Here is a 20,175-nt window from a genome sequence, read left to right on the forward strand (position 1 = left end):
GGAGGACTAGTCATTGTCCTCATCGTGCCCTTTCCCTTTCCCATTACCTTTATTCCAGCGCTTCTCGAGCTCCTTCAGCATCTCTTTGACGCGCTTCTCTTCACGCTTAATCGCTTCCCGCTCTTCTTTATTCCCACGGTCGTCGTCTTCATCGCTGTCATTGTCTTCGTCCCACCAACTATCGTCAGACTTCTTGCCGCCATTGCCCGGCGATTCGGCAGGCTTAACGATGACCGGCGGCACACCAGCCACCGTAGGGAATGTCATGACCGGCTCATCCTTCAGCGCTTGGCTCATCACCGATTGGAAAACGGAAGCTGCCGCTTTGGAAGTCGTCGTCAAATAGTGGCTCGTATCCGAACGGTCATAGCCGATCCAGACAGCCCCGACGAGCTGCGGCGTATACCCGACGAACCAGTTGTCCCGTGCGCCGTCGCCGTTCGTTCCCGGCATCTCGGTCGTGCCCGTTTTGCCCGCGATTTCCCGTCCCGCCACTGCCGCGGCCTTGCCGGTACCTGATTCCACGACTCCCTTGAGCATCGCGGTCATCGTAGCTGCCACGTCCGGCGTTGTCGCTTGAATGCCTTCATCAGCCTGCCAAGACGCAAGCTCCGTCTCTTCGGCGCCGGTAATTCGCTTGATCGTGTGCGCGGGAATCCGGACGCCTTTATTCGCATAAGCTCCGAACGCTTCCGCCATCTGGAGCGGCGATACGCCCTCATGCAATCCTCCCAGAGCTAAGCCGAGCGCGCGGTCTTCCGCGGTTAACGGGATGCCGAATTTCTCGGCAGCTTGCAGGCCGGCATCGATGCCCAGCTCATGCAGCGTTTTGACCGCCGGAATATTGTACGATTGAATCAAGGCTTCATATAACGTGACTTGGCCGTGATACGTGCCGCTCGCATTCTTAGGCGAGTACCCGTCGATATCGATCGGTTCATCGACAATAATATGGTTCGGCTGATACCCTTTCTCCAGTGCCGGCGTGTACACCGCAATTGGCTTGAACGTCGACCCAGGCTGGCGCTTCAACTGGGTAGCCCGGTTCAAGCTGCGGAACGATTGATCGCCTCGCCCGCCGATCAAGGCCCGAATCCCGCCATCTTGCGGATCGACCAGCACCGCGGCACTCTGAATCAACTGATCGTTCTTGCTCTCCGGGAACAAGGCCGCGTTGTCGTAGACGGCTTCCACGGCTTGCTGTGCTTTCGGATCGAGGGTCGTATAGATATGCAAACCGCCATGCAACACTTCCTCTTCGGTCAGCCCATAGCTGTCCATTGCCTCGCGAATGACTTGATCGACGAAGTACGGATACTTAATATCGGTTACCCGGTTCGATTTGTCCGATCTCAACTTGATCGGCTCCATGATTGCAGCGGCATAGGTCTCCGAATCAATGATCCCTTGTTCTTTCATCAGTTCCAATACGACCGTCCGGCGCTGCTTGGCCTCCTCCGGATGTTCGAACGGATTGAGCGCCGACGGCGCCTTAATCAAGCCGGCCAACAAGGCGGATTCGGCAACCGTCAATTCTTGCACCTGTTTATCAAAATAAACATCCGCCGCCCGCTTAATTCCCCAGGCACCATCGCCAAAATAAATGACATTCAAATAGAGCTCGAGAATTTGTTCCTTCTCGAAGTGGGATTCGATCTTCTGCGCGAGAAGCATTTCGTTCCATTTGCGCTGCCAGGTCCGCTCATGTTCCAGGAACACGTTTTTGGCCAGCTGCTGCGTAATGGTGCTGCCTCCTTCGACGGTGTCGCCCGCAGTCATGTTCTTGAAGAACGCGCGGCTGATCGAGCGCAAGTCCATCCCCTTATGCTCGAAGAATCGCTTGTCTTCCACGGCGACGACAGCTTGAATCAGATGTTCCGGCAGAACTTCATATTCGACCGGCTCCACTTTATTAAGCGAGATTCGGCTGGCCACCTGGCCGTAACGGTCATAGATAATGGTAGCCTCGGGCAGCGGCTCATCGAGTACGCTCACATCTTGGGCAGCGACCAGCGAACGCAGCGCAACCCATCCGATCGTGCCTGCAAGCAGGAAAAGCGCTACGGTCAGCAGCGCGACTCGCCCTAACAAGCGGCGTGTGAAAAAACGTGTATTCGGTTTGTTGGTCATTCTATTTCCCCCATATTGCTTAAGTCCTACACCATTCGCACTGAGCTCCCTTTTTCGGTACGTCGCACCAATCAGAAATCGCGCGTGCGAAGCGGCGCGTATCTGCCATATTTACACACGCTTGGACTCGGATGAATCATATGGAGGACTTTGCTGCTGCAAACCCATGAAAAAAAGCACCCTGTAGAGGTGCTTGCGACTCATGATAAACATATTGACACAACCGTTTTACACTTGGAAAGCCTTGATCTGATTGTTCAATTCGCCCGCAATAGCTGCTACATCCTTGGACGAGACGGATATGCCCTTCACGGTAACCGTCTGCTGGTCCGCGGCCGAAGCGACTTGCTGACCTGCACCCGCTGCCGCCTCGACAAGTTCATTGATGCTGCCGATCGCTTCCATGACTTCCTTGGAGCTTGCGTTCAGCTCCTGGAGCAGAATGCGCATGCTCGAAGCGTTATCTTTCGTGATGCTCGTGCTGAGCACGATGTCTTTGAGAGCTTTACCGCCTTGGGTCAGCGAGCTCACCTGCGCTTCCACGTCCGTCAGATGCGACTCCATATTGCGGACCGTCTCGTCCGTCTCTTGACGAACCTGATGGATCAAGTTGGCAATCCGTTCGGCGGAATGACTGGACTGCTCGGCTAGCTTACGTACTTCTTGCGCCACGACCGAGAAGCCTTTCCCATGCTCCCCAGCCCGCGCAGCCTCGATCGCGGCATTAAGCGCGAGCAGATTCGTCTGGCTCGCGATGTTAGCGATATCGTCGATGAAGCTGCCGATTTCCTCCGACCGCGTGCCTAGCTGCTGAATGGCATTCGTTGCGTATTCGACCGTCGCGGTCACCGAGGACAGATTGCCGATCGCAGCATTGATCGCTTCTTCTCCCTGTCTGGCCATGCTCGTGGCTTCCGTGGCATGGGTCAAAGTTTCTTCCATCTTCAAGCTGCCATCTTGAACCTTATCCAGATTGACCGCCATCTTGGATTGTATGGTGTGTGTCAGATCGGCCTGCGCTCTAGCGCCTGCAGCCACTTGCTGGATCGACGCTGCCACCTCGGCCGAAGAGCGTTCCGTGTGGACAGCCGCCTCGGACAATCCCGAACTGTTCTCCTTGAGCGATACGGCCATCGAACCTAGCTGGCTGACCATATCGCTTAGATTGACGCGCATCTGCTCGAAGGAACGTCCCAGCATGCCGATTTCGTCTTTTGACTTCACGACGATCGGCTCGGACAAATCTTTATTGGCGATACGATCGGTCAGCTGGACCAGTTGACGAATGGATAATAGCGTCGGACGGCTCATAAAGTAGCAAGCCAGCAGGGCGATCACTAAGATTATGAAGCTGATGATCATAATCTCCCGCTGCGCATCAGCGGCCATCTCATCGAAAGGCGTTGACGGTACGCCGACATAGAAGATCCCGATCACTTGGCCCGCGGCGTCATGAATCGGTTTATAGATCGTCTGATTCAACGTCCCTACGACATCCGCTTCTCCGATATACGTTTGGTTGCTTTGGAGCACAACTTCATTTACCGCTGCGGACACCGTGGAATTGACGGCTCTAGCGCCATCCTTCATAACATTCGTCGCGATCCGCGTATCGTTCATGAAGATCGTCACGGTATCGCCGGTTAGACGCCCTACCTCATCGACAAAATCGAAGTTGTTATTCAGCGCTACATTCCCTTTGAGGAGCTGCCCGTTCTGAATCGACCAATCACCCGGATAGCGGGCCGCCAAGAGCGATTCCGATAGCGCCATATCCGAATTCAGTTTCTCTTGCGCGGCCAGAATCATCTTATCCTTAATGTTCGAGCCTACGTAATAATTAAGTACGATCGAGAAAAGAGCAAGTATAACGACAAATGCCAATAACAGCTTAACGAGTAACGATTGTTTAAGCCTCACGATGTCTCCTCCTAGTTATCTATCTATCGTTCTGCTTTCATGATGACAAGGCTCATTCACAAATAATTCGTATGCATCGATACCTATATCGGCAATCTTCTATCGATCGTTGAGAGAAACGAACGTTCATAGGGCTTGGGAAATCTTGTCGCATGAAAAAGCCCGCGTTCGGTGGTGCTTACCGAAGCGGGGCTGATGATAATAGCTATTCGTTAACCTAACGCTTTCTTAACAGAATCGAGAACGCGGTCCGGCTGGAACGGCTTCACGATGAAATCTTTTGCGCCAGCTTGAATCGCCTGGACGACCATCATCTGCTGGCCCATGGCCGAGCACATGACGATACGCGCGGATGGATCGGCTTTCTTGATCTCGCGCACGGCATCGATGCCTTCCATCTCCGGCATGGTAATGTCCATCGTTACGAGGTCCGGTTTCAAGTTGTTATAACGTTCAATGGCGACAAGTCCGTTCTCGGCTTCGCCGACGACCTCATGACCGCCTTTAGTCAATATATCTTTTAACATCAGTCTCATGAAAGCTGCATCATCCACAACTAATATTTTGGCCATATGATCCCCCGTCGAAATTTGTCATTGCGAGCTTTTTTGTAGTTTACCCGCAAATCATTAGAAATGTGTAAGATTTATATGTGATCCAAAATTTGTTCGTCATGGAGATTCAGATAACCATTATGGCAGTCATGAGACAGGTTGACTCGAGCTGTTAAGTAGCGAAAAGTCAATCCAAATAGGGCTGGACAAGCTCTTTGACGCGTTCGAGCCCTTCCCACATATCGCCTGGACCATCGTAAATGAGGACATAAGCGCCGTCGAAGTTCGTCCCCTTCACGGCCTCGAGACACTGGCTGAATTCTTCAACGTCCGGTATGCCCTGTTCGTCATAATTGGCTTTCGCATGGACGGACACGCTTAACGGCGCCGTCTGCGCGATTTCCCCATACTTGCCTGCTCCCTTATAGTTCCCGAAATCGGTGATCAGTCCTAATTTACCTTCGCATTGGTCGTAAAGCGCAGCGACATTCGTCGCAATCGAAGTCAGCGGCTTGAAATTCTCGGTAACGACGCGAACGCCGAGCGGCTCCGCGAAACGGATCAGTTCAAGCAGGGACGCAGCAGAGCGGACTAATGCCGCCTGGTTCGTCGGTTCGGCCTCTCCGGCGACAATTCGGATTTGTTTGGCGCCGCAGAAGGAGGCGGCCTCGATCCAACGTTTCATCAAGCCGAGATCCTCTTTCACGCGCCCCTCATCTTCTGCGGTCAAATCGCCGTAATCGAGCAACAGTGTATCCAGCGAAATATCCGCTTGCTCGAACGCCGCCCGAAGCTGTTCAAGGTAATCCCGCTCCGTGGATGGAAAATGGAAATGGCAAACCTCGATCGCCTTGTATCCCCGTTCAGAAGCGATCTTCGGCAGCTCCAGCAAACTGAGTTCTAGCGGCTGTTCCTTCGCCACCGTTCGATGCGAGCGCGTCTCCTCGTCCCAGATCGTCCAATGAAGCGGCCCTAACAGCCGATGCAGACTCCATGTGCTTACCGACAAATATGACATTGCAATCCCGCCTTATGTTTTTTTGAAATCGATTTCCATTCCTCTAGCATAACATTCCCTGCAGAATGCATAAGAAGCCGAATTGCTCATTCTTTCTGCTTTTCTGGCAAACATAAAAAGGCACCCTGCAGTTGAATCTGCCGAGTGCCCGCTATAACGGTTGTAAGTATGAGTGCTTATCGCAGTGCCGTGACACTATTCCGCGTAGTAGCAAAATCCGATTGCTCCGGGACCTGTATGCGTCGAAATAATCGGCGTCGTCGTGCAAATACGCACAGGCGCCGAAGTGAACCGGGCGATCTCTTGCTGCATACGCTGTGCCAGCGGAAGATTGTTGGCATGCGATATGCCTACGCCGCGGACGATTTTGTCCTTCACGTCCTGCTCGAAACGTTCGATGAGCGTCTTGACAATCTGCGAGGAAGTACGAACTTTCGCAACCGGCGAATAGACGCCATTCTGCAGCATGGCGATCGGCTTAATTTTCAATATCGTCCCGAGTAGCCCCGCGGCCTTGCCGATCCGGCCGCCTTTGATCAAGTTCTCCAACGTCTCCACGACCACGAACAGCGTGGAATGATCGAGAATCTCTTTCATGCGGGCCTTGATATGCTCTACCGTGCTGCCTTCCTTCGCCATACGTGCCGCTTCAATAACCTGGAAGCCTAGCGCCTGGGAGATCATTTGCGAATCGATAACTTGCACGTTGCTGCTGGACATCTCAGCTGCTGCGCATGCGGAAGCATAAGTGCCGCTCATCCCGCTCGTCATATGGATGGAGATGATCGTATCTCCATTGGCGCCTAATCGGTCGTAGGCTTCCAAGAACACGCCTACCGCCGGCTGCGACGTCTTCGGCAGCTCGCTTGAAGCTACCATTCTTGTAATAAATTCATCGGGTGAAATCGTTACGTTATCTAAAAACGATTCCCCATCCACATAGATCGAAAGCGGAATGACTTCGACATCATGTTGCGCTAACAGCTCTAATGGCAAGTCAGAAGTGGAATCGGTTACGATTTTGATGGCAGGAATGTTATTCGCCCCCTAGTTGTGATGCGGCAAGTTGTTACCATCGTCATTATACGATGCCATAGGCATTTCGTCTCGGATTTTTGTTAAAAATATGTGTAATTTCGGCCGAATGCGACGATTATCGCGCAGATGCTGCGGAAATGGGCAACGAAGGCCGGATAAGCGACATCGCGCGCTTCTTCGTCTCATCGGATATGTGCGTGTAAATCTGCGTCGTCGAGATGTCTTCATGGCCGAGCAGCTCCTGCACCGTCCTTAAGTCTGCACCGTTGCGCAGCAGATCCGTCGCGAAGGAATGCCTCAGCTTATGCGCGGATAGACGTTTGCCAGATAGCTGCGGATACGAACTGACTAGGGTAGTGAATACCCGCTCCGTAATCGTCTGCACCATCCGCTTGCTGATTCGGCGGCCGAACTGGGAGATGAAGAAGGCCCGCTCATCTCTTCTGCCTTTTGGCTGCAGCCGTTCCTTGAGATATTGCAGCATTACTTCTGCAAGTTCCGGCGGCAGCGGCAAGTAGCGCCATTTCTCCCCTTTGCCGAGGACGCTGAGCAGCGCGGTGTCCGGATTGAGGTCATCCACGTTAAGGCGGACAATCTCGCTGACGCGCAATCCTGCATAAGACATGAGCGCCACGATAACCGTATCCCGCAGCTGATACTTGCCGTCGATAAGCGACATGCAGGCATCGAGCTGATCTTTCTCCAGGAATGTCGGCACGCGATTCTTGGCGATCTTCGCCTTCGGGATCTCCTGTGCCGGATTAGCCGATACCTGCTGGAATTCCATCAGCACCTTGAAGAAAAGCCGGATCGCCGATTGGCTCCTGTTCCGGTATTTCGCACCCGCGCCCAGCTCTCGCACTTCCGTCAAATGATTCATCACGTCGATCTTGTCTACCTCGCGTAATGCCTTCCCATCCAGACTGTTCAAGAAATGCCTTACGTTGTGCAAGTATCCATGCTGCGTTTCCTTCGAGTAGCAGCGGTCCTTCATATAGTTCAGGAACAGGCGTACATCCCGTTCATACGTCTCTATAATGCCGTTCATTATGTATCTCCTACTCTTAATCAGGCATGATTTAATGGAAATGAGCCAAAATTGCGTGAAATATAGATTTCATGCAATTTTATTTCGACGATTGTCCGCCGATTCCTCCTTCCGCCATGCAGAAAAACGTTATTTTTTGGAATAAAAAACCGAAGAAGCGCTGCATTTGCGCAACGACTCCTTCGGTTGTTGTTCATGGATGAAAATATTAGATTTCCGTCAAGGCGACAATGTAGGCCTATCACCATGATCGTTCGTGCTAGCGATCACTGCGCCATCACCGGTCGGAATCCCCAAGCGGGCAAATCGTTCATGCTCAATGCTGCTCTTCAAATCCATCAGCTCGCCCATCAGATGGGCTTTCTCTTCCAGGCACAGCTTCAGCTCATCGAAGACGCTCTTATGCTGAAAAGCGGCCGCGTTCGTTTGCTGCTGCATGATGAGCGACAGCTTCTCGAAGTTCGCCTTCTCATCGCCAAGCTCCATTCTGTACCGATCGGCTGCCTGCGTCTTGAGCTCTTCGAGCTGGTGGGCGACAGAAGAAAGCTTCAGTTTACAACGTGCCAAGTCCGAAAGCACTTGTTGGATGAAGGTTTCTTCTGCATTCGTTTCAACCTGAGCGGCTATTCTGATCGTATCCGCGACCAGATTCAGTTGCGTAATCGCCTGATCGATCGTTTCCTTTCCCTCCGTTAGGGCGATCCCCCCTAGCACGTGGTTGATCGTCTGAAGCCGCTGTTCGATTAATCGCGCTTGCTGCTGCATGCTATTCCCCTCGTTTCATTGAATTTATCGATATCTCTAGTCGTTCACATCATGCGCTCCGCCGCATCGAACTATTCCTCGAAGTTAAGACGAGCGGCATACATATTTCTAGCGAATAAACACAACCTATAAGAAGGACAATTATGGGCTTGGCACGATGACGGTTGGGAGAACCGAAAGGATGGAGGAAACAAAGATGGCTCAACTTACGTTAAGACCAGATATGAAGACGCACGGCGGTGAGGTTTATGACATTCTGCTGCAGGACAAATTCGCCGGCAACTTGATGCTCGTCTACCGGGAAGGCGATCGGGTAGCGGGTTCCGCGCAGTTAGATGCCACCGTGCTCCATGAAGAGGACCAAGATGAAGTGCTCGCATTCCTCAAAGACCATCTTCATGCATTCGGCAACGCCGTTAATGCCCAGTATTCCGAAATGATTGTTACATACAGCAGTTATGATCATATTTTCTCCTTCGGCGATGAAGATGAGGCGCAATTGCATACCACTTCTGACAGCATAGATAGCGAATTTGACGAATACGACGAAGACGAAGACGATACGGCTGACGAAGAATGGGAATACGAACTGCTGAGCGAAGACGACGATATGAACTACGAGCTGGTTGTCGTCGATGAAGAACAGGAATCGGCGGAATACGAAGTGTATGACAATGCCGGCAGCTGCGTCGCATTTATCAACCTGGCCGTCCAAGAGAACGCCGTTGAGGGTCAAGTTCACTGGTTGCTCGAGCCGGAGGATGACGCTATTACGCATATAACGGAGTTGCTCTTACAGGAGTTCGATGAGGATGCGGTAGACGCATTCACGATCTACCACCGTTATGAAGGCCGGGTAATCGAAACCGCGGAATTCGTGCAGGATGGTGAGCTCGATGAAGATGAGGATAGCGAGGATGATTGGCAATCGCCTGATCCTTATCAGATCGTGCTGGTTAGAGACGACGTCGACGCGCTTACCTATGAGATCTTCTCCCCTTACGATAGCAACCTGCCGATTGCCCATGCGACGGTCGATATCGGACAGCGACGTTTGAGCGGATTTATCGATTTCCGCGAGCGGGAATTGATCGACGACGCGGCCGAGATTTCGATCTATCTGATGCGGGAGCTGGATAAGGAAAAAGACTACGACGGCCTAAGCTTGTCCCTCATGCACCGTAACGAGCTTGTCGATGAGCTTGTGATTCAGAATGAAGTTACGTAATTAATGACGTTAACTATTTTTAGTTCGTGTCATTTATATTTAACGACATTAATAATAGGCTCAAAAAAGGCTCCCGCTCGATAAAAGAGCAGGAGCCTTTCCTGTACTTCTTCCCAACTAAACGATTAGCCGCGTTCCCCAGCAAGTACGACCATCGCATTCAATGCAGCGCGGATCTCGGCTTCCACCGCTTCGGCCACGATATTGTTATGCGGATCGTACGCCTCGTCAACCTCCGTCGAATCGCCGTCGAGCGCAACGATCGCACCTGCGCGAATCCCCCGCAGCGACGCGATGACGTAAAGTGCCGCGATCTCCATCTCTACGGCAATGACGCCTGCGCGTTTGTACGTTTCATGCGGCAATTCCACCACGCCGCTGAAGAAAGCGTCGACCGTCAGCGTAATGCCTTTGCCGACCGAGGACGGCGCGCCAGCTTCCAATGCTGCCTTGTATAACGCAGCAGTAACCTCGCTATCGGCAACAGCCGGGAATGAAGAAGGAACAAGCTGCTTCGTCAACCCTTCCTCGCGAACTGCGGCCGTGCTGACGATGAGGCTGCCCGCCCGGTAACCGCCGGACAACGCGCCTGCGGTACCGACGCGGATGATTGTCGTGACGCCGGCTTTAATCAGCTCCTCGAAGCAGACGGCTGCGCCCGGGCAACCTACTCCATGGCTGACGACCGCTAGTTTCATGCCTTGATAGACACCGATGAACGTCCGATATTCTCTAGCAAAAGCCAACTCTCTGGCTTCTTCTAATTTGCCTGCAATGACTTCTGCCCGGAATGGATCGCCGCAGACGATCGCAAGCGGCGGCAGATCAGCAGGTTCAACGCGCAGAATTGGTAACAGTGCCATATTAGTCGAACTCCTTTCTGACCCACTCGTCTTCCGGAATCGGCAAGTCCTCACCGGAGAAGCGCTGTTCTTCGAAAGGATCCGCGTAATTGTGGAATCCATTGCGTTCCCAGAAGCCCGGGCGATCTTCGCGCATGAACTCGATTCCGCGCAGCCACTTGGCGCTCTTCCAGAAGTACAGATGCGGAACGAGGAGCCGCAGCGGGAAGCCATGCTTATCTGTCAGCGGCTTATCGTCGTAACGGAATGCGAGCAATACGTCATCGTGCATGAGGTCTTCGAGCGGTACATTCGTCTCATAGTCGTTGTCCGCATGCAACATGACATACTTAGCGTCAGGCTTCACTTTGAGGAGGTTATAGAAGTCGCGGAAGCGAATGCCCTCCCACTTCGTATCGAACTTCGACCAACGAGTTACGCAATGAATATCGCAACTAATCGTTGTCATCGGCATTGCTTGCAGCTCGTCCATCGAGAAAGTGCGTGTCTCTTCGACCTCGCCGAATACGCGCAGTTCCCATTGGGAGAGATCATAGACCGGAACTTCCCCTTCATGCAGAATCGGGAAACGATCGGTCAGCATCTGCCCGGGAGGCAGCCTATGTTTCAGGTCGTCGGCGATCGCGATTTGCGGCGTCTTGGATTTCTTTAATCGATCTGCTTTATTATGCATGCTTTACAGATCCCCTTTCCTTACTTGCTGTCCATCCGGCCGGATTGGCGCAGATAGGATTTATCTTTGAAGAAGAGCATGACGACAATCGTAATGACGTAAGGCAGCATCATCGTAAAATGCGTCGGCAGCGAGAACCCCTGCAAGCGGATGCTGATCGCGTCCATAAAGCCGAACAAGAGGCTCGATGCCGTAACGCCAAGCGGGCTGCTCTGGCCGAGCATCGTAGCGACGAGCGCGATGAAGCCGCGGCCGGCCGTCATATTCTCTGCGAACAGCGTGACTTGGCCGAGCGACAGCTGCGCGCCGGCCAATGCGCACAATATGCCGCTTGCAAGGACGGCTCCGTATTGGTAACGGCGCACGCGGATGCCCAAGCTTTTGGCCGCCGTAATGTTCTCGCCTACCGCCATGAGACGGAAGCCCATGACCGTACGGAACATGAGGTATTGCAGACCCGCAGCCAAGACGAAAGCGAGATAGACAAGCGGCGTATGGCCGGACAGCACGTCGCCGACGACCGGGATGTCCTTGATGAGCGGAATGTCCCATTTGGGCAGACCTTTCATCGTTTGATCGTAGTATTGCCCTTTTACACCGAAGATCGCGAACAGGCTGAACGCGGTTAGTCCGGTCGCCAGGAAGTTCATGGCCGTACCGACGACGATCGCATTGGCCTGCAGCTGGATGGACAAATAGCCGAACAACAGCGCGAGCACCCCGACGCATACACACGCGAATAGAATAGCGAGCAGTACATTCCCGAACAAATAATTGCCTAATATCGCGGTGAAGGCGCCTGTCAGCATCATCCCTTCAAGCGCGACATTGAAGATGCCGACCCGGGCGCAGAGCGCGCCGCCGAGCGCGGCGAGCAAGAGCGGTGCAACGGTGCGCAAGGTGGAGCTAAGAAGTGACCAATCAAGCAGAGTGTCCATCTGCAGCCCTCGCTTTCTTGCGTTTGATGAAGGAGAACGTGATCCGGGCGGAAACGAACAGAATCAAGCTCGATTGAATAACGCTCGAGATTTCCAGCGGCACTTCGGTATTCCGCTCGACGCCCATCCCGCCGGTCTGCAGGGCAGCCAGCAGAATGGCCGCGGCGACTGAGCCGATCGGATTCGAGCCGGCGAGCAGGGTCGCCATGATGCCTGACCAAGCGTAACCCGGCGTGGACAACATATTATCGATGTATCGATACTGGGTACCGAGCACCTCGAACGTACCGGCCAAACCTGCGAGCGCGCCGCTCATCATCATGCTCATCAGCATGAGTCGGCCGCGGTTGACCCCGCCGTAAGCAGCGAACAGCGGGTTGCTGCCGAGCATCCGGATTTCATAGCCTTTCGTCGTATAACGCAGGAACAATGCCAGTAGTACGGCTATGACGATCGCGACGATGAAACCGGCATGCAGCGTCATGCCGTCGAACAGTTTGGGCATCCAGACGCTCTTATCGAGCATTGCCGTCTGCGCGCCGCCCGAGCCGCCTTTCTCCTTCAGCGGGAACGCGACCAGATAGCCAGCGAACAAAGACGCGATGTAATTGAGCAGCAGCGTCGTAATCAGCAGGTTCATCCGGAACTTCGTATCCAGCCAACCGGCCAATGTCGACCACAGACCGCCAGCGAGCATGCCGGCTACGATGGCAGCCAGCATTTTGACCACGCCGGGACCTGGGACATACAACGCAGCCAGCGCCGCGGCAAGCGCGCCGAAGATCATCTGCCCTTCCGCGCCAAGGTTGAAGAAACCTGCACGGAAAGCGAGCGATACGCCAAGCGCGGCGAAAATGATCGGAACTGCCCGCGTCAATGTGCTTGTCGTGAAATAGAAGCTGCCGAATGCGCCTTTCCACATCTCCTGATAGGTCGTAAGCACTGAGCCTCCAACCGTCCAGATGGCGATCGCGCCAACCAGGAGGCCTAGCAGGATCGCCGCTAACGGCATCAGCAGGGCTTGCGCATAGGTGGACCAATTCAGCCGTCTCAACGTTGTTCTCCTCCTGCCATAAGAATACTGATCTGCTCCTCCGTCGCTTCTTCGGCAGTGAGCTCGCCGGCGATTCGACCTTCGAATAAGACGAGAATACGATCGGATAATTTCAGAATTTCAGTAAGTTCCGAAGATACGAGCAGGATCGCTCCTTGCTCTTCCCTTCGTTTCAAGAGCGCTTCGTGAATCGTCTCCATCGCGCCGATATCAACGCCGCGCGTCGGCTCAGCCGCAATGACGAACGGCGTACCGTGCGCCATCTCGCGGGCAACGATCAACTTCTGCATATTGCCCCCGGATAGATGGCCCGCCTTTGTATCGAGCGATCCGGTCTTAATGTTGAAAGAGCGGACCCAATCCGCCATCGTCTGGCGGATCTGCGATTTACGAAGGATTCCGCCCTTGCTGAACGAACGCAGATGACCCATAAGGCCGTTATCGGTCACGCTCTCTTCTTTGGCCGAACCCCACATATAGCGATCTTCCGGAATATGGGCAAGGCCGGCTTCGCGAAATTGGAACGGGGATCGTCCGGTTACATCTTGACCCGACAACGCAACTTTGCCAACATCGATCCGGCGCAGACCGGTAACCGCTTGAAGCAGCTCGGACTGGCCATTGCCGGATACGCCGGCGACGCCGACGATTTCACCGGCCCGCACCTGGAAGCTAACCTGATCGAGCAGCGGCTTCGCGCCTTTGCCGCCCCGGACTGTCACTTGCTGCACATCAAGGATAGGCTGGCCGGGTACCATATGCTTCTTCTCCAATTTCACCAGCTCGCGTCCGACCATTAATGAAGAGAGTTGCAATGCATCGGTATCTTTCGCACGCACCGTCCCTGTCACTCGGCCATCCCGCAGTACCGTAATGCGTTCCGAGGAATCCAGCACCTCATGCAGCTTATGGCTGATGAGAATGAAGCTGATCCCTTGCTCGGACAGCCGCTTGATCGCCTTGAGCAGCCATTCCACCTCGAGCGGCGTTAACGCTCCGGTAGGCTCGTCCATAATGACGATCTTGGCGCCTTGATTCAGCACCTTCAGTATCTCGATCCGCTGTTGAACGCCGACCGGACATTCTGCGACTTTGGCCCATGGGTCTACAGGCATGCCGTATTTCTCCGACAAAGCCTTCACCTGTTCGGCTGCCGCTTTACGATCGAATGTCACGCCGGCCTTCGGCTCGCGGCCGATGACGATGTTCTCCGCGACGGTGAACGAAGGGAACAGCATAAAGTGCTGGTGGACCATGCCGATTCCCGCTGCAATCGCGTCGGAAGGCGACGAGAACGACTGCTCCGTCCCATTCATGTAGATCCGTCCTTCCGACGGCTGCTCTTCTCCGTACAAAATACGCATCAAAGTCGATTTGCCGGCACCGTTCTCGCCGACAAGCGCATGAACCTCTCCTGCTTCCAGCGAGAAATCGACGCCTGAATTGGCAGTCAGACTGCCATATCGCTTCGTGATGCCTTTCATCTGCAGCAGCATGCTAGATTTCTCCTTTCCTTTTGCATCAATCGACAATCTATTCCTCATCCTATCACAAAAAGGGCTTAAGACAAGAGAAACCGGCTGCTGGTGGGCAACCGGTTCGAATCGCTATTGCAAGTGTGCGCATTATTGTGCCAGTGGGTTGGTTACAACAATGGCGCCAGAAACGATATCATCACGAATTTTTTTCAGCTTGTCCACATTCTCTTGACCGATGAATGCGCTAAGCGGCGATGTCGACTCTGCAGTAACGAAGGTAACGCCAACGCCATTTTCTTTCAGACCATAGCTGATCGAGCCGTAAGTAAAGTTTCCTGCTGCGAAATCTTTGGCGGTTTCATACGTTACGGTATCTGTTTCTTTCAGCTGGGACAGGACAACGTGCTCAGGATCTTCGCCTGTGCGGTCCGTATCTTGACCTGCTGTGTAGAATCCTTTTTCCTTCGCGGCTTCGAATACGCCGGAATCGCCGACTGCAGCCATGCCTGCGATGAAGTCCGCGCCTTTTTGGTTCTGAAGCAACGCAAGTTCTTTTGCTTTGGCAGGGTCCGTGAAGCTGCCGACATAGTTGATCAGGAACGTCGCGTCAGGCTTAACGGATTTCAGGCCTTGGTCGAAGCCCGATGTATACTTGCTGAGCAGCGGAGCGTCCATCGCTACAATCGCGCCGACTGTGCCGGTCTTCGTGGAAAGACCTGCTGCCGCGCCAAGCAGGTAAGCCGCTTCGTACTCACGGAATTCGATGCTGCGGATATTCGGAGCGTCAACAACCGTATCGATAATCGCGAAAGCTTGGTCCGGATTCTCTGCGGCTACTTTCGTCAGCGCATCCGCTGCCGTGTAAGCTGCAGTAATGATCAAGTCATATTTCTCCGCAACTGCCGCACGCAGGTTCTGCTCGACTTGCGTAGGGTCTGCGGATTCGATTACCTTCGTTTCGAGGTTGAATTCGCCGGCTGCCTTATCCAGACCTTCGACCATCTGGGTGAAGAATTGGTTCACCCCGATTTTCTCAGGTGTCACGAGCGCGACGCGTTTCTTCGCCTCCGTGTCGGAGTTGCCTGCTGCTGCCTCATTGTTCGCTGCTGCGTTTCCTGTCGTGTTGCCTGCTGCATTGTTCCCGCCATTGTTGTTGCCGCCGCCGCATGCGCTTAGCACCGTTGCAACGAGCAGCAGAACGGCTGTAAGTACGGTCCACTTTTTCATAGTTACTTGTTTCTCTCCCTTCCTCTAGTAAAAACGCTTATATCCTTACAATCTAGTCGGAAATACGATTAATGTCAATGAAAAATTAGTGCGAATGCGAATATTCTGTCGAATTTATGTTGAAATTGTCGGATTTAGAGGTTATTCATCCCTTTCTTTTCCTATTATGTGCAGCGATAGCCTGAATTACGCATATTTCGCGTTACTAAAGGAGCACATGGCTATCCGCCAAATTAACGATAACTAGCAGCAAAAAACGCCGAAGGCTCCCCTCGGCGTTCTCGCTTTACCTTCCGTCCTGCCTTATGTATCGCTTAGCTGTTATACAGCGAACTCATGCAATCGACGAACATTTTATTATATTGCGTTCTGGTCAGATCGTGATTGCTCGTAATGTCCCGGCCAAGAAACTCGTACCACTCGATGACGGTCTGATCCTTCTTGTACACGAACTTGCCGTTCGTCATGCTGAACGTCTCGTTGTCGATGTTCGGGACGTTCGCATAGTCCAGCGGAATCCCTTGCTCGTCTGCCGCCATTTGCGCCAGCAGAATCAGCATTTTGAACGGGTCGTTGTACATTTCGAATTGTTCTTCGCTCATTCGTAATCACTCCTTCTCACACTCTCGAATGAAACGCGCCTCGCCTTTACGACGACGCAGCCGTTTCACCTTGTGCACCCATCTTATCGTACCCGATTGTGCCTTGAGAATATGACCGCACCATATGGTGATAATTTCGAAGAAAGTAATTAGAATCACGATAGAACCGACCGCTTGAACGCTATTACTCCGCTGGCGTGAAGCCCTCTTCAGCCAAGTATTCATGCGCTTCTTCTATCGTCTCGAAGGCAGCCTCCAGATTGATCCCGGCAAAAATATACCACAGCTCGTCTTCGAATTTCACTGTCAGCGTCTGATTGTCAGGCCCATTCCACAGCCGCTCTTTCGCTTTCTTCTTCCGCTTCCGTTTGGACTCGACAACTGGCGCTTCCTCGCGCACCGACAGCGATTGGATCGACTGCTCGATCAGGGATCGAATGGCCTGCGCATCCAAGTCGCGCAGATTGACGAACCCTTTGTCATCGGTTGCTGCCCCTTCAACTAGCCCTGCGTAGATGTAGCCGTTCCCGTTCGGATGCAGATGATACACGACGTTCTTCTTATCGTACAAGCTTGCTTCGTAACCAAAATTGATGCGTCCAAGGGACACATCCTTCCGCTCTAGCTGCGGGAAGGAAGAGATAATAGCGAGTTTGTCTTCGAAACTTAACATGTCAGCCTCCGTGTTCGTTATTCAAGTGATTATAGCACAGTCCCTTCAGCTGGCAAAAACCTACGCGAACCGTGACGCATTCACATATATTGCAAGAGTAACCATGCCATGCGAAAAAGGAGTGTTAGACGATGTTTCCACCGAACCAAAGTTTCACGCCAGGCGCCATGCCGCCATCTGCGACCGTCGCCCAAAAAGCGGCTGCCCTGCTCGGACGGCAAGTCGGCATCTCCCTTCGCGACGGGACCGGCGTATCCGGCACGTTATGCAGCATACAAGGCGGCGAAATTTACATCATGCAGTATTTGTACGCCAGTCAGTTCGCCACCTTCCATTATCCGTTACAGGATGTAGCCGATATTAACCCGTTCCCCGCGTGCCGATAGCGAGAATGCCTTGGCATATAAGCGCGAAGGACGCCGCCCATCATGCCGCGCATGTCGGTTGGCGTCCTTTTTCGCGCAAATTTAGCGTAGCCCTCTTGCACTATATTGATACATTTTGTATCATCAAAAGAGATTGCGACTTGAATTCGACTACTGCGAGGTGTCCCATGCGCTTAATGAAGCGATTATCCATAAAGCCGCTGCTCGTGGCTCTGATCATCCTCTGCTTGTCCGATGCCGTGTTCACCGATATCGGACTCCGCGCCTCACTGATCCAAGAGCTCAATCCGCTTGTCCGCCATGTTTATGAGTGGAATGTAGCGGCGTATTATTTCGGCAAGATCATTCTCCCCGTGATCCTCCTCATGCTGCTCCCTTACCTGAAAGTCCGGATGTGGATGAAGTCCTTAATGATGATCGCAACAGCCGCATATGCCGCCGTGAATCTGTACCACATATTCTGGGTCGCGCTTGCGTTCAAGGCGCTTGACTTGATTTAATGCCCCGGCATGTCACGTTCGCTAAGCGATAGTTGGCGACTCTGTACCGAGATCCTCAACCAATTCCGCCGCCGCCGCATTGGCGCTAACCTGCTCAGGCGATTTGCAGCCCGGGATGACCGCGCTCACCGCATCGCTGCGCAAGCACCAAGCTAGCGCCCATGCGGCCATATCGATACCCTCCGGCACTTCTTCCTTCGCGATCCGTTCCACCTCTTGCAGCTTCTGCTGCGTGCTGGCTTGGTCATGACGATGGCGAACATCGGTCGCTTCGAATTGCGCGCCAGGCTTGTATTTGCCGCTCAAATAGCCGCTTGCGAGCGGAACGCGCGCCAACACGCCAAGATCCTGCTGTTTGCATGAAGGGAAGACAAGCTCCTCCGGCGCCCGATCCAGACGATTGTAGACCACTTGAATGACCTGCGAATTCACCTTCGATGAAGCTTCGGTCTGATGAATATTCGTGTTGCTGCCGATGGAAGTGCCGAGATGCCGGATTTTGCCCGCCTTCACCTGCTGATTCAATACTTCCCACAGTTCTTCATTATCGAATACCGAATCGGGTCCGGAATGGAATTGATAGAGATCGATATAGTCGGTTTGCAGCGCCTTTAGGGAGGCATCCAACTGGCCGATCACATCCTGCGGGGCAAACTTGTCCGTGCGCGTGAAGCGTTCATGGAATTGATGACCGAACTTGGTGGCGACGATCCAATCTTCCCGCTTGCGCCGTGCCAGATAACTGCCGATGAACGCCTCGGACAAGTGATCTCCGTAACATTCGGCCGTATCGATCAGGTTGATCCCGTGCTCCGCCGCGCGGTCCAAGATCGCATCCACTTCATTCTGCGCGTATTCCAAGCCCCACTCCCCGCCGAACTGCCATGTCCCTACGCCGATAACCGATACGTTAAGCTTCGTTTTGCCCAAACGCCGATACTTCATGTCCATTCCTCCCTCATTAGATAACGTTCCTTTCTTATTAAACGCCAGACCCGGATAGAAGTCAAAATTTGGCTGGACGTTTCTATATCCGCTTTAATCGGTTTACATAATTATTTATATGTATTCCACTTGAATTTTCCATCTACTAGCATTGACAAACGAGCTATAATGCTAGTGTTCACATTTCCCTGATGAGAAAGTAGGAATCATCCGTGCAGCGCTCTATCTATGCCTCGCTTCTGGCGTTAAGCCTTATTTGGGGAGGCTCGTTCTTTTTCATCAAAATACTGCTGGAGGACTTCGGGCCGCTTGGCATCGCCTTCATGCGAGCGGTCTTCGGGTTTCTGTTCATTACCGCGTTCATGCTCGTCATGCGCAAGCCTTTCGGGTTAAGACAGATTCCTTGGGTCCCGGCTCTGTCGATTGCTATCGTCAACATGTCGATGCCCTGGGCGCTTATCGCTTACAGCGAGACCCGATTGGCCAGCAGCCTCGCATCTGTTTTGAACGCCACGACGCCCCTCTGGACGATGTTGGTAGGCCTGTTATTCTTCGGTGCGGTATTCACTCGAGTGCAGTGGGCCGGCATGAGCGTCGCGTTCATCGGAATCGTTGTCTTAATCGGGTTAACGCCGAACGCGACGATGTCCGTTGACCTGTATGGCGCGATCCTTATGATCTTCGCCACCTTATGCTACGCGGTAGGCTCTCAGCTAACCAAGCGATTCTTGAACGGACTTTCCGTCTATCAGATGACGTTCAGCTCGCTGCTCGGCGGCATGCTAGGAAGCGGCCTGCTTGCTTTCAGCCTGGAGGAAGTCCCTCTTCAAGCGGTGTTCCGTTTGCCCGCATTCGGTTCCTTGATCGGACTGGGCTTGCTCGGGTCCGGCGTCGCTTACATCCTGTTCAATCATATCCTCCGCAACGGCAGCCCGGAGCTGGCAACATCGGTGACTTACTTAATTCCGGCGACGGCCATGATTTGGGGCTATACGCTGCTCGACGAACCGATCGGCTGGAATCTCGGCGCAGGACTTGTGCTCATTCTTGGCGGCGTCTTCTTGGCAAGCCGGAATATTGGCCGTGACAAGCTGGGCCAGAAGCAAGCGTGACTTCTATAACAATGGCAAAAACA

The 20,175-nt window shown here is 53.3% G+C and carries 20 protein-coding genes; 4 read left to right on the plus strand and 16 right to left on the minus strand.

What is annotated here, in order from left to right; genetic code table 11:
- Positions 1-6 precede the first annotated feature (6 nt).
- The 7 genes from FHS18_RS27450 to FHS18_RS27480 form a co-directional block, all read right to left on the minus strand.
- Entirely contained in the window at positions 7-2,130 is a 2,124-nt protein-coding gene (locus tag FHS18_RS27450; RefSeq protein WP_183603587.1) for a transglycosylase domain-containing protein, read from the minus strand.
- 228 nt (positions 2,131-2,358) lie between these two features.
- Positions 2,359-4,050: a methyl-accepting chemotaxis protein gene (locus tag FHS18_RS27455; protein ID WP_183603588.1), complete on the minus strand. Its 1,692-nt coding sequence runs from the start codon at positions 4,048-4,050 to the stop codon at positions 2,359-2,361.
- Positions 4,051-4,262: 212 nt separating this feature from the next.
- The gene (locus FHS18_RS27460) at positions 4,263-4,622 is read right to left on the minus strand and encodes a response regulator (RefSeq protein WP_183603589.1); all 360 of its coding nucleotides are present in this window, start codon (positions 4,620-4,622) and stop codon (positions 4,263-4,265) included.
- A gap of 169 nt (positions 4,623-4,791) precedes the next feature.
- On the minus strand, positions 4,792-5,622 hold the full coding sequence (locus FHS18_RS27465) for a sugar phosphate isomerase/epimerase family protein (RefSeq protein WP_183603590.1): 831 nt from the start codon (positions 5,620-5,622) through the stop codon (positions 4,792-4,794).
- A 195-nt stretch (positions 5,623-5,817) separates the two neighbouring features.
- Positions 5,818-6,657 (minus strand): DegV family protein, encoded by an 840-nt coding sequence (locus FHS18_RS27470; RefSeq protein ID WP_183603646.1) that lies wholly within the window; start codon positions 6,655-6,657, stop codon positions 5,818-5,820.
- 118 nt (positions 6,658-6,775) lie between these two features.
- On the minus strand, positions 6,776-7,708 hold the full coding sequence (locus tag FHS18_RS27475) for a tyrosine-type recombinase/integrase (RefSeq protein ID WP_183603591.1): 933 nt from the start codon (positions 7,706-7,708) through the stop codon (positions 6,776-6,778).
- Positions 7,709-7,927: 219 nt separating this feature from the next.
- Positions 7,928-8,473, minus strand: coding sequence for a hypothetical protein (locus tag FHS18_RS27480; protein WP_183603592.1), 546 nt, complete (start codon positions 8,471-8,473; stop codon positions 7,928-7,930).
- A gap of 196 nt (positions 8,474-8,669) precedes the next feature.
- On the opposite strand from FHS18_RS27480, the gene FHS18_RS27485 reads away from it, so the two are divergent.
- Positions 8,670-9,701: a hypothetical protein gene (locus FHS18_RS27485; RefSeq protein WP_183603593.1), complete on the plus strand. Its 1,032-nt coding sequence runs from the start codon at positions 8,670-8,672 to the stop codon at positions 9,699-9,701.
- Between the two features lie 125 nt (positions 9,702-9,826).
- Here FHS18_RS27485 and FHS18_RS27490 read toward each other — a convergent pair whose 3' ends face one another.
- The 8 genes from FHS18_RS27490 to FHS18_RS27525 all read right to left on the minus strand — a co-directional run bounded on the left by FHS18_RS27490 (position 9,827) and on the right by FHS18_RS27525 (position 17,209).
- Positions 9,827-10,564, minus strand: a complete 738-nt coding sequence (locus tag FHS18_RS27490; protein WP_183603594.1) for a nucleoside phosphorylase — start codon at positions 10,562-10,564, stop codon at positions 9,827-9,829.
- 1 nt (position 10,565) lies between these two features.
- The gene (locus FHS18_RS27495; protein ID WP_183603595.1) at positions 10,566-11,237 is read right to left on the minus strand and encodes a sulfite oxidase-like oxidoreductase; all 672 of its coding nucleotides are present in this window, start codon (positions 11,235-11,237) and stop codon (positions 10,566-10,568) included.
- Between the two features lie 20 nt (positions 11,238-11,257).
- The gene (locus tag FHS18_RS27500; protein WP_183603596.1) at positions 11,258-12,175 is read right to left on the minus strand and encodes an ABC transporter permease; all 918 of its coding nucleotides are present in this window, start codon (positions 12,173-12,175) and stop codon (positions 11,258-11,260) included.
- On the minus strand, positions 12,159-13,187 hold the full coding sequence (locus FHS18_RS27505) for an ABC transporter permease (RefSeq protein WP_183603647.1): 1,029 nt from the start codon (positions 13,185-13,187) through the stop codon (positions 12,159-12,161). The genes FHS18_RS27500 and FHS18_RS27505 overlap by 17 nt, the downstream gene beginning before the upstream one ends.
- A 38-nt stretch (positions 13,188-13,225) precedes the next feature.
- Positions 13,226-14,725: an ABC transporter ATP-binding protein gene (locus tag FHS18_RS27510; RefSeq protein WP_183603597.1), complete on the minus strand. Its 1,500-nt coding sequence runs from the start codon at positions 14,723-14,725 to the stop codon at positions 13,226-13,228.
- 129 nt (positions 14,726-14,854) lie between these two features.
- A complete protein-coding gene (locus tag FHS18_RS27515; RefSeq protein ID WP_183603598.1) occupies positions 14,855-15,934 on the minus strand; it encodes a BMP family lipoprotein in 1,080 nt (359 codons plus the stop codon).
- 314 nt (positions 15,935-16,248) lie between these two features.
- Entirely contained in the window at positions 16,249-16,536 is a 288-nt protein-coding gene (locus tag FHS18_RS27520) for a hypothetical protein (protein WP_183603599.1), read from the minus strand.
- 184 nt (positions 16,537-16,720) lie between these two features.
- Positions 16,721-17,209, minus strand: coding sequence for a hypothetical protein (locus FHS18_RS27525; RefSeq protein ID WP_183603600.1), 489 nt, complete (start codon positions 17,207-17,209; stop codon positions 16,721-16,723).
- A gap of 131 nt (positions 17,210-17,340) precedes the next feature.
- On the opposite strand from FHS18_RS27525, the gene FHS18_RS27530 reads away from it, so the two are divergent.
- Together FHS18_RS27530 and FHS18_RS27535 are read left to right on the plus strand one after the other, a co-directional pair.
- Positions 17,341-17,595 (plus strand): hypothetical protein, encoded by a 255-nt coding sequence (locus tag FHS18_RS27530; protein WP_246427944.1) that lies wholly within the window; start codon positions 17,341-17,343, stop codon positions 17,593-17,595.
- A gap of 176 nt (positions 17,596-17,771) precedes the next feature.
- Positions 17,772-18,095 (plus strand): DUF5658 family protein, encoded by a 324-nt coding sequence (locus FHS18_RS27535; protein ID WP_183603601.1) that lies wholly within the window; start codon positions 17,772-17,774, stop codon positions 18,093-18,095.
- Positions 18,096-18,116: 21 nt separating this feature from the next.
- On the opposite strand, the gene FHS18_RS27540 is transcribed toward FHS18_RS27535, so the two are convergent.
- On the minus strand, positions 18,117-19,040 hold the full coding sequence (locus tag FHS18_RS27540; protein WP_183603602.1) for an aldo/keto reductase: 924 nt from the start codon (positions 19,038-19,040) through the stop codon (positions 18,117-18,119).
- 212 nt (positions 19,041-19,252) lie between these two features.
- On the opposite strand from FHS18_RS27540, the gene FHS18_RS27545 reads away from it, so the two are divergent.
- Positions 19,253-20,152: an EamA family transporter gene (locus tag FHS18_RS27545; RefSeq protein WP_183603603.1), complete on the plus strand. Its 900-nt coding sequence runs from the start codon at positions 19,253-19,255 to the stop codon at positions 20,150-20,152.
- Positions 20,153-20,175 lie beyond the last annotated feature (23 nt).

The organism is Paenibacillus phyllosphaerae, from assembly GCF_014192105.1.
Classification (GTDB): domain Bacteria; phylum Bacillota; class Bacilli; order Paenibacillales; family Paenibacillaceae; genus Paenibacillus_Z; species Paenibacillus_Z phyllosphaerae.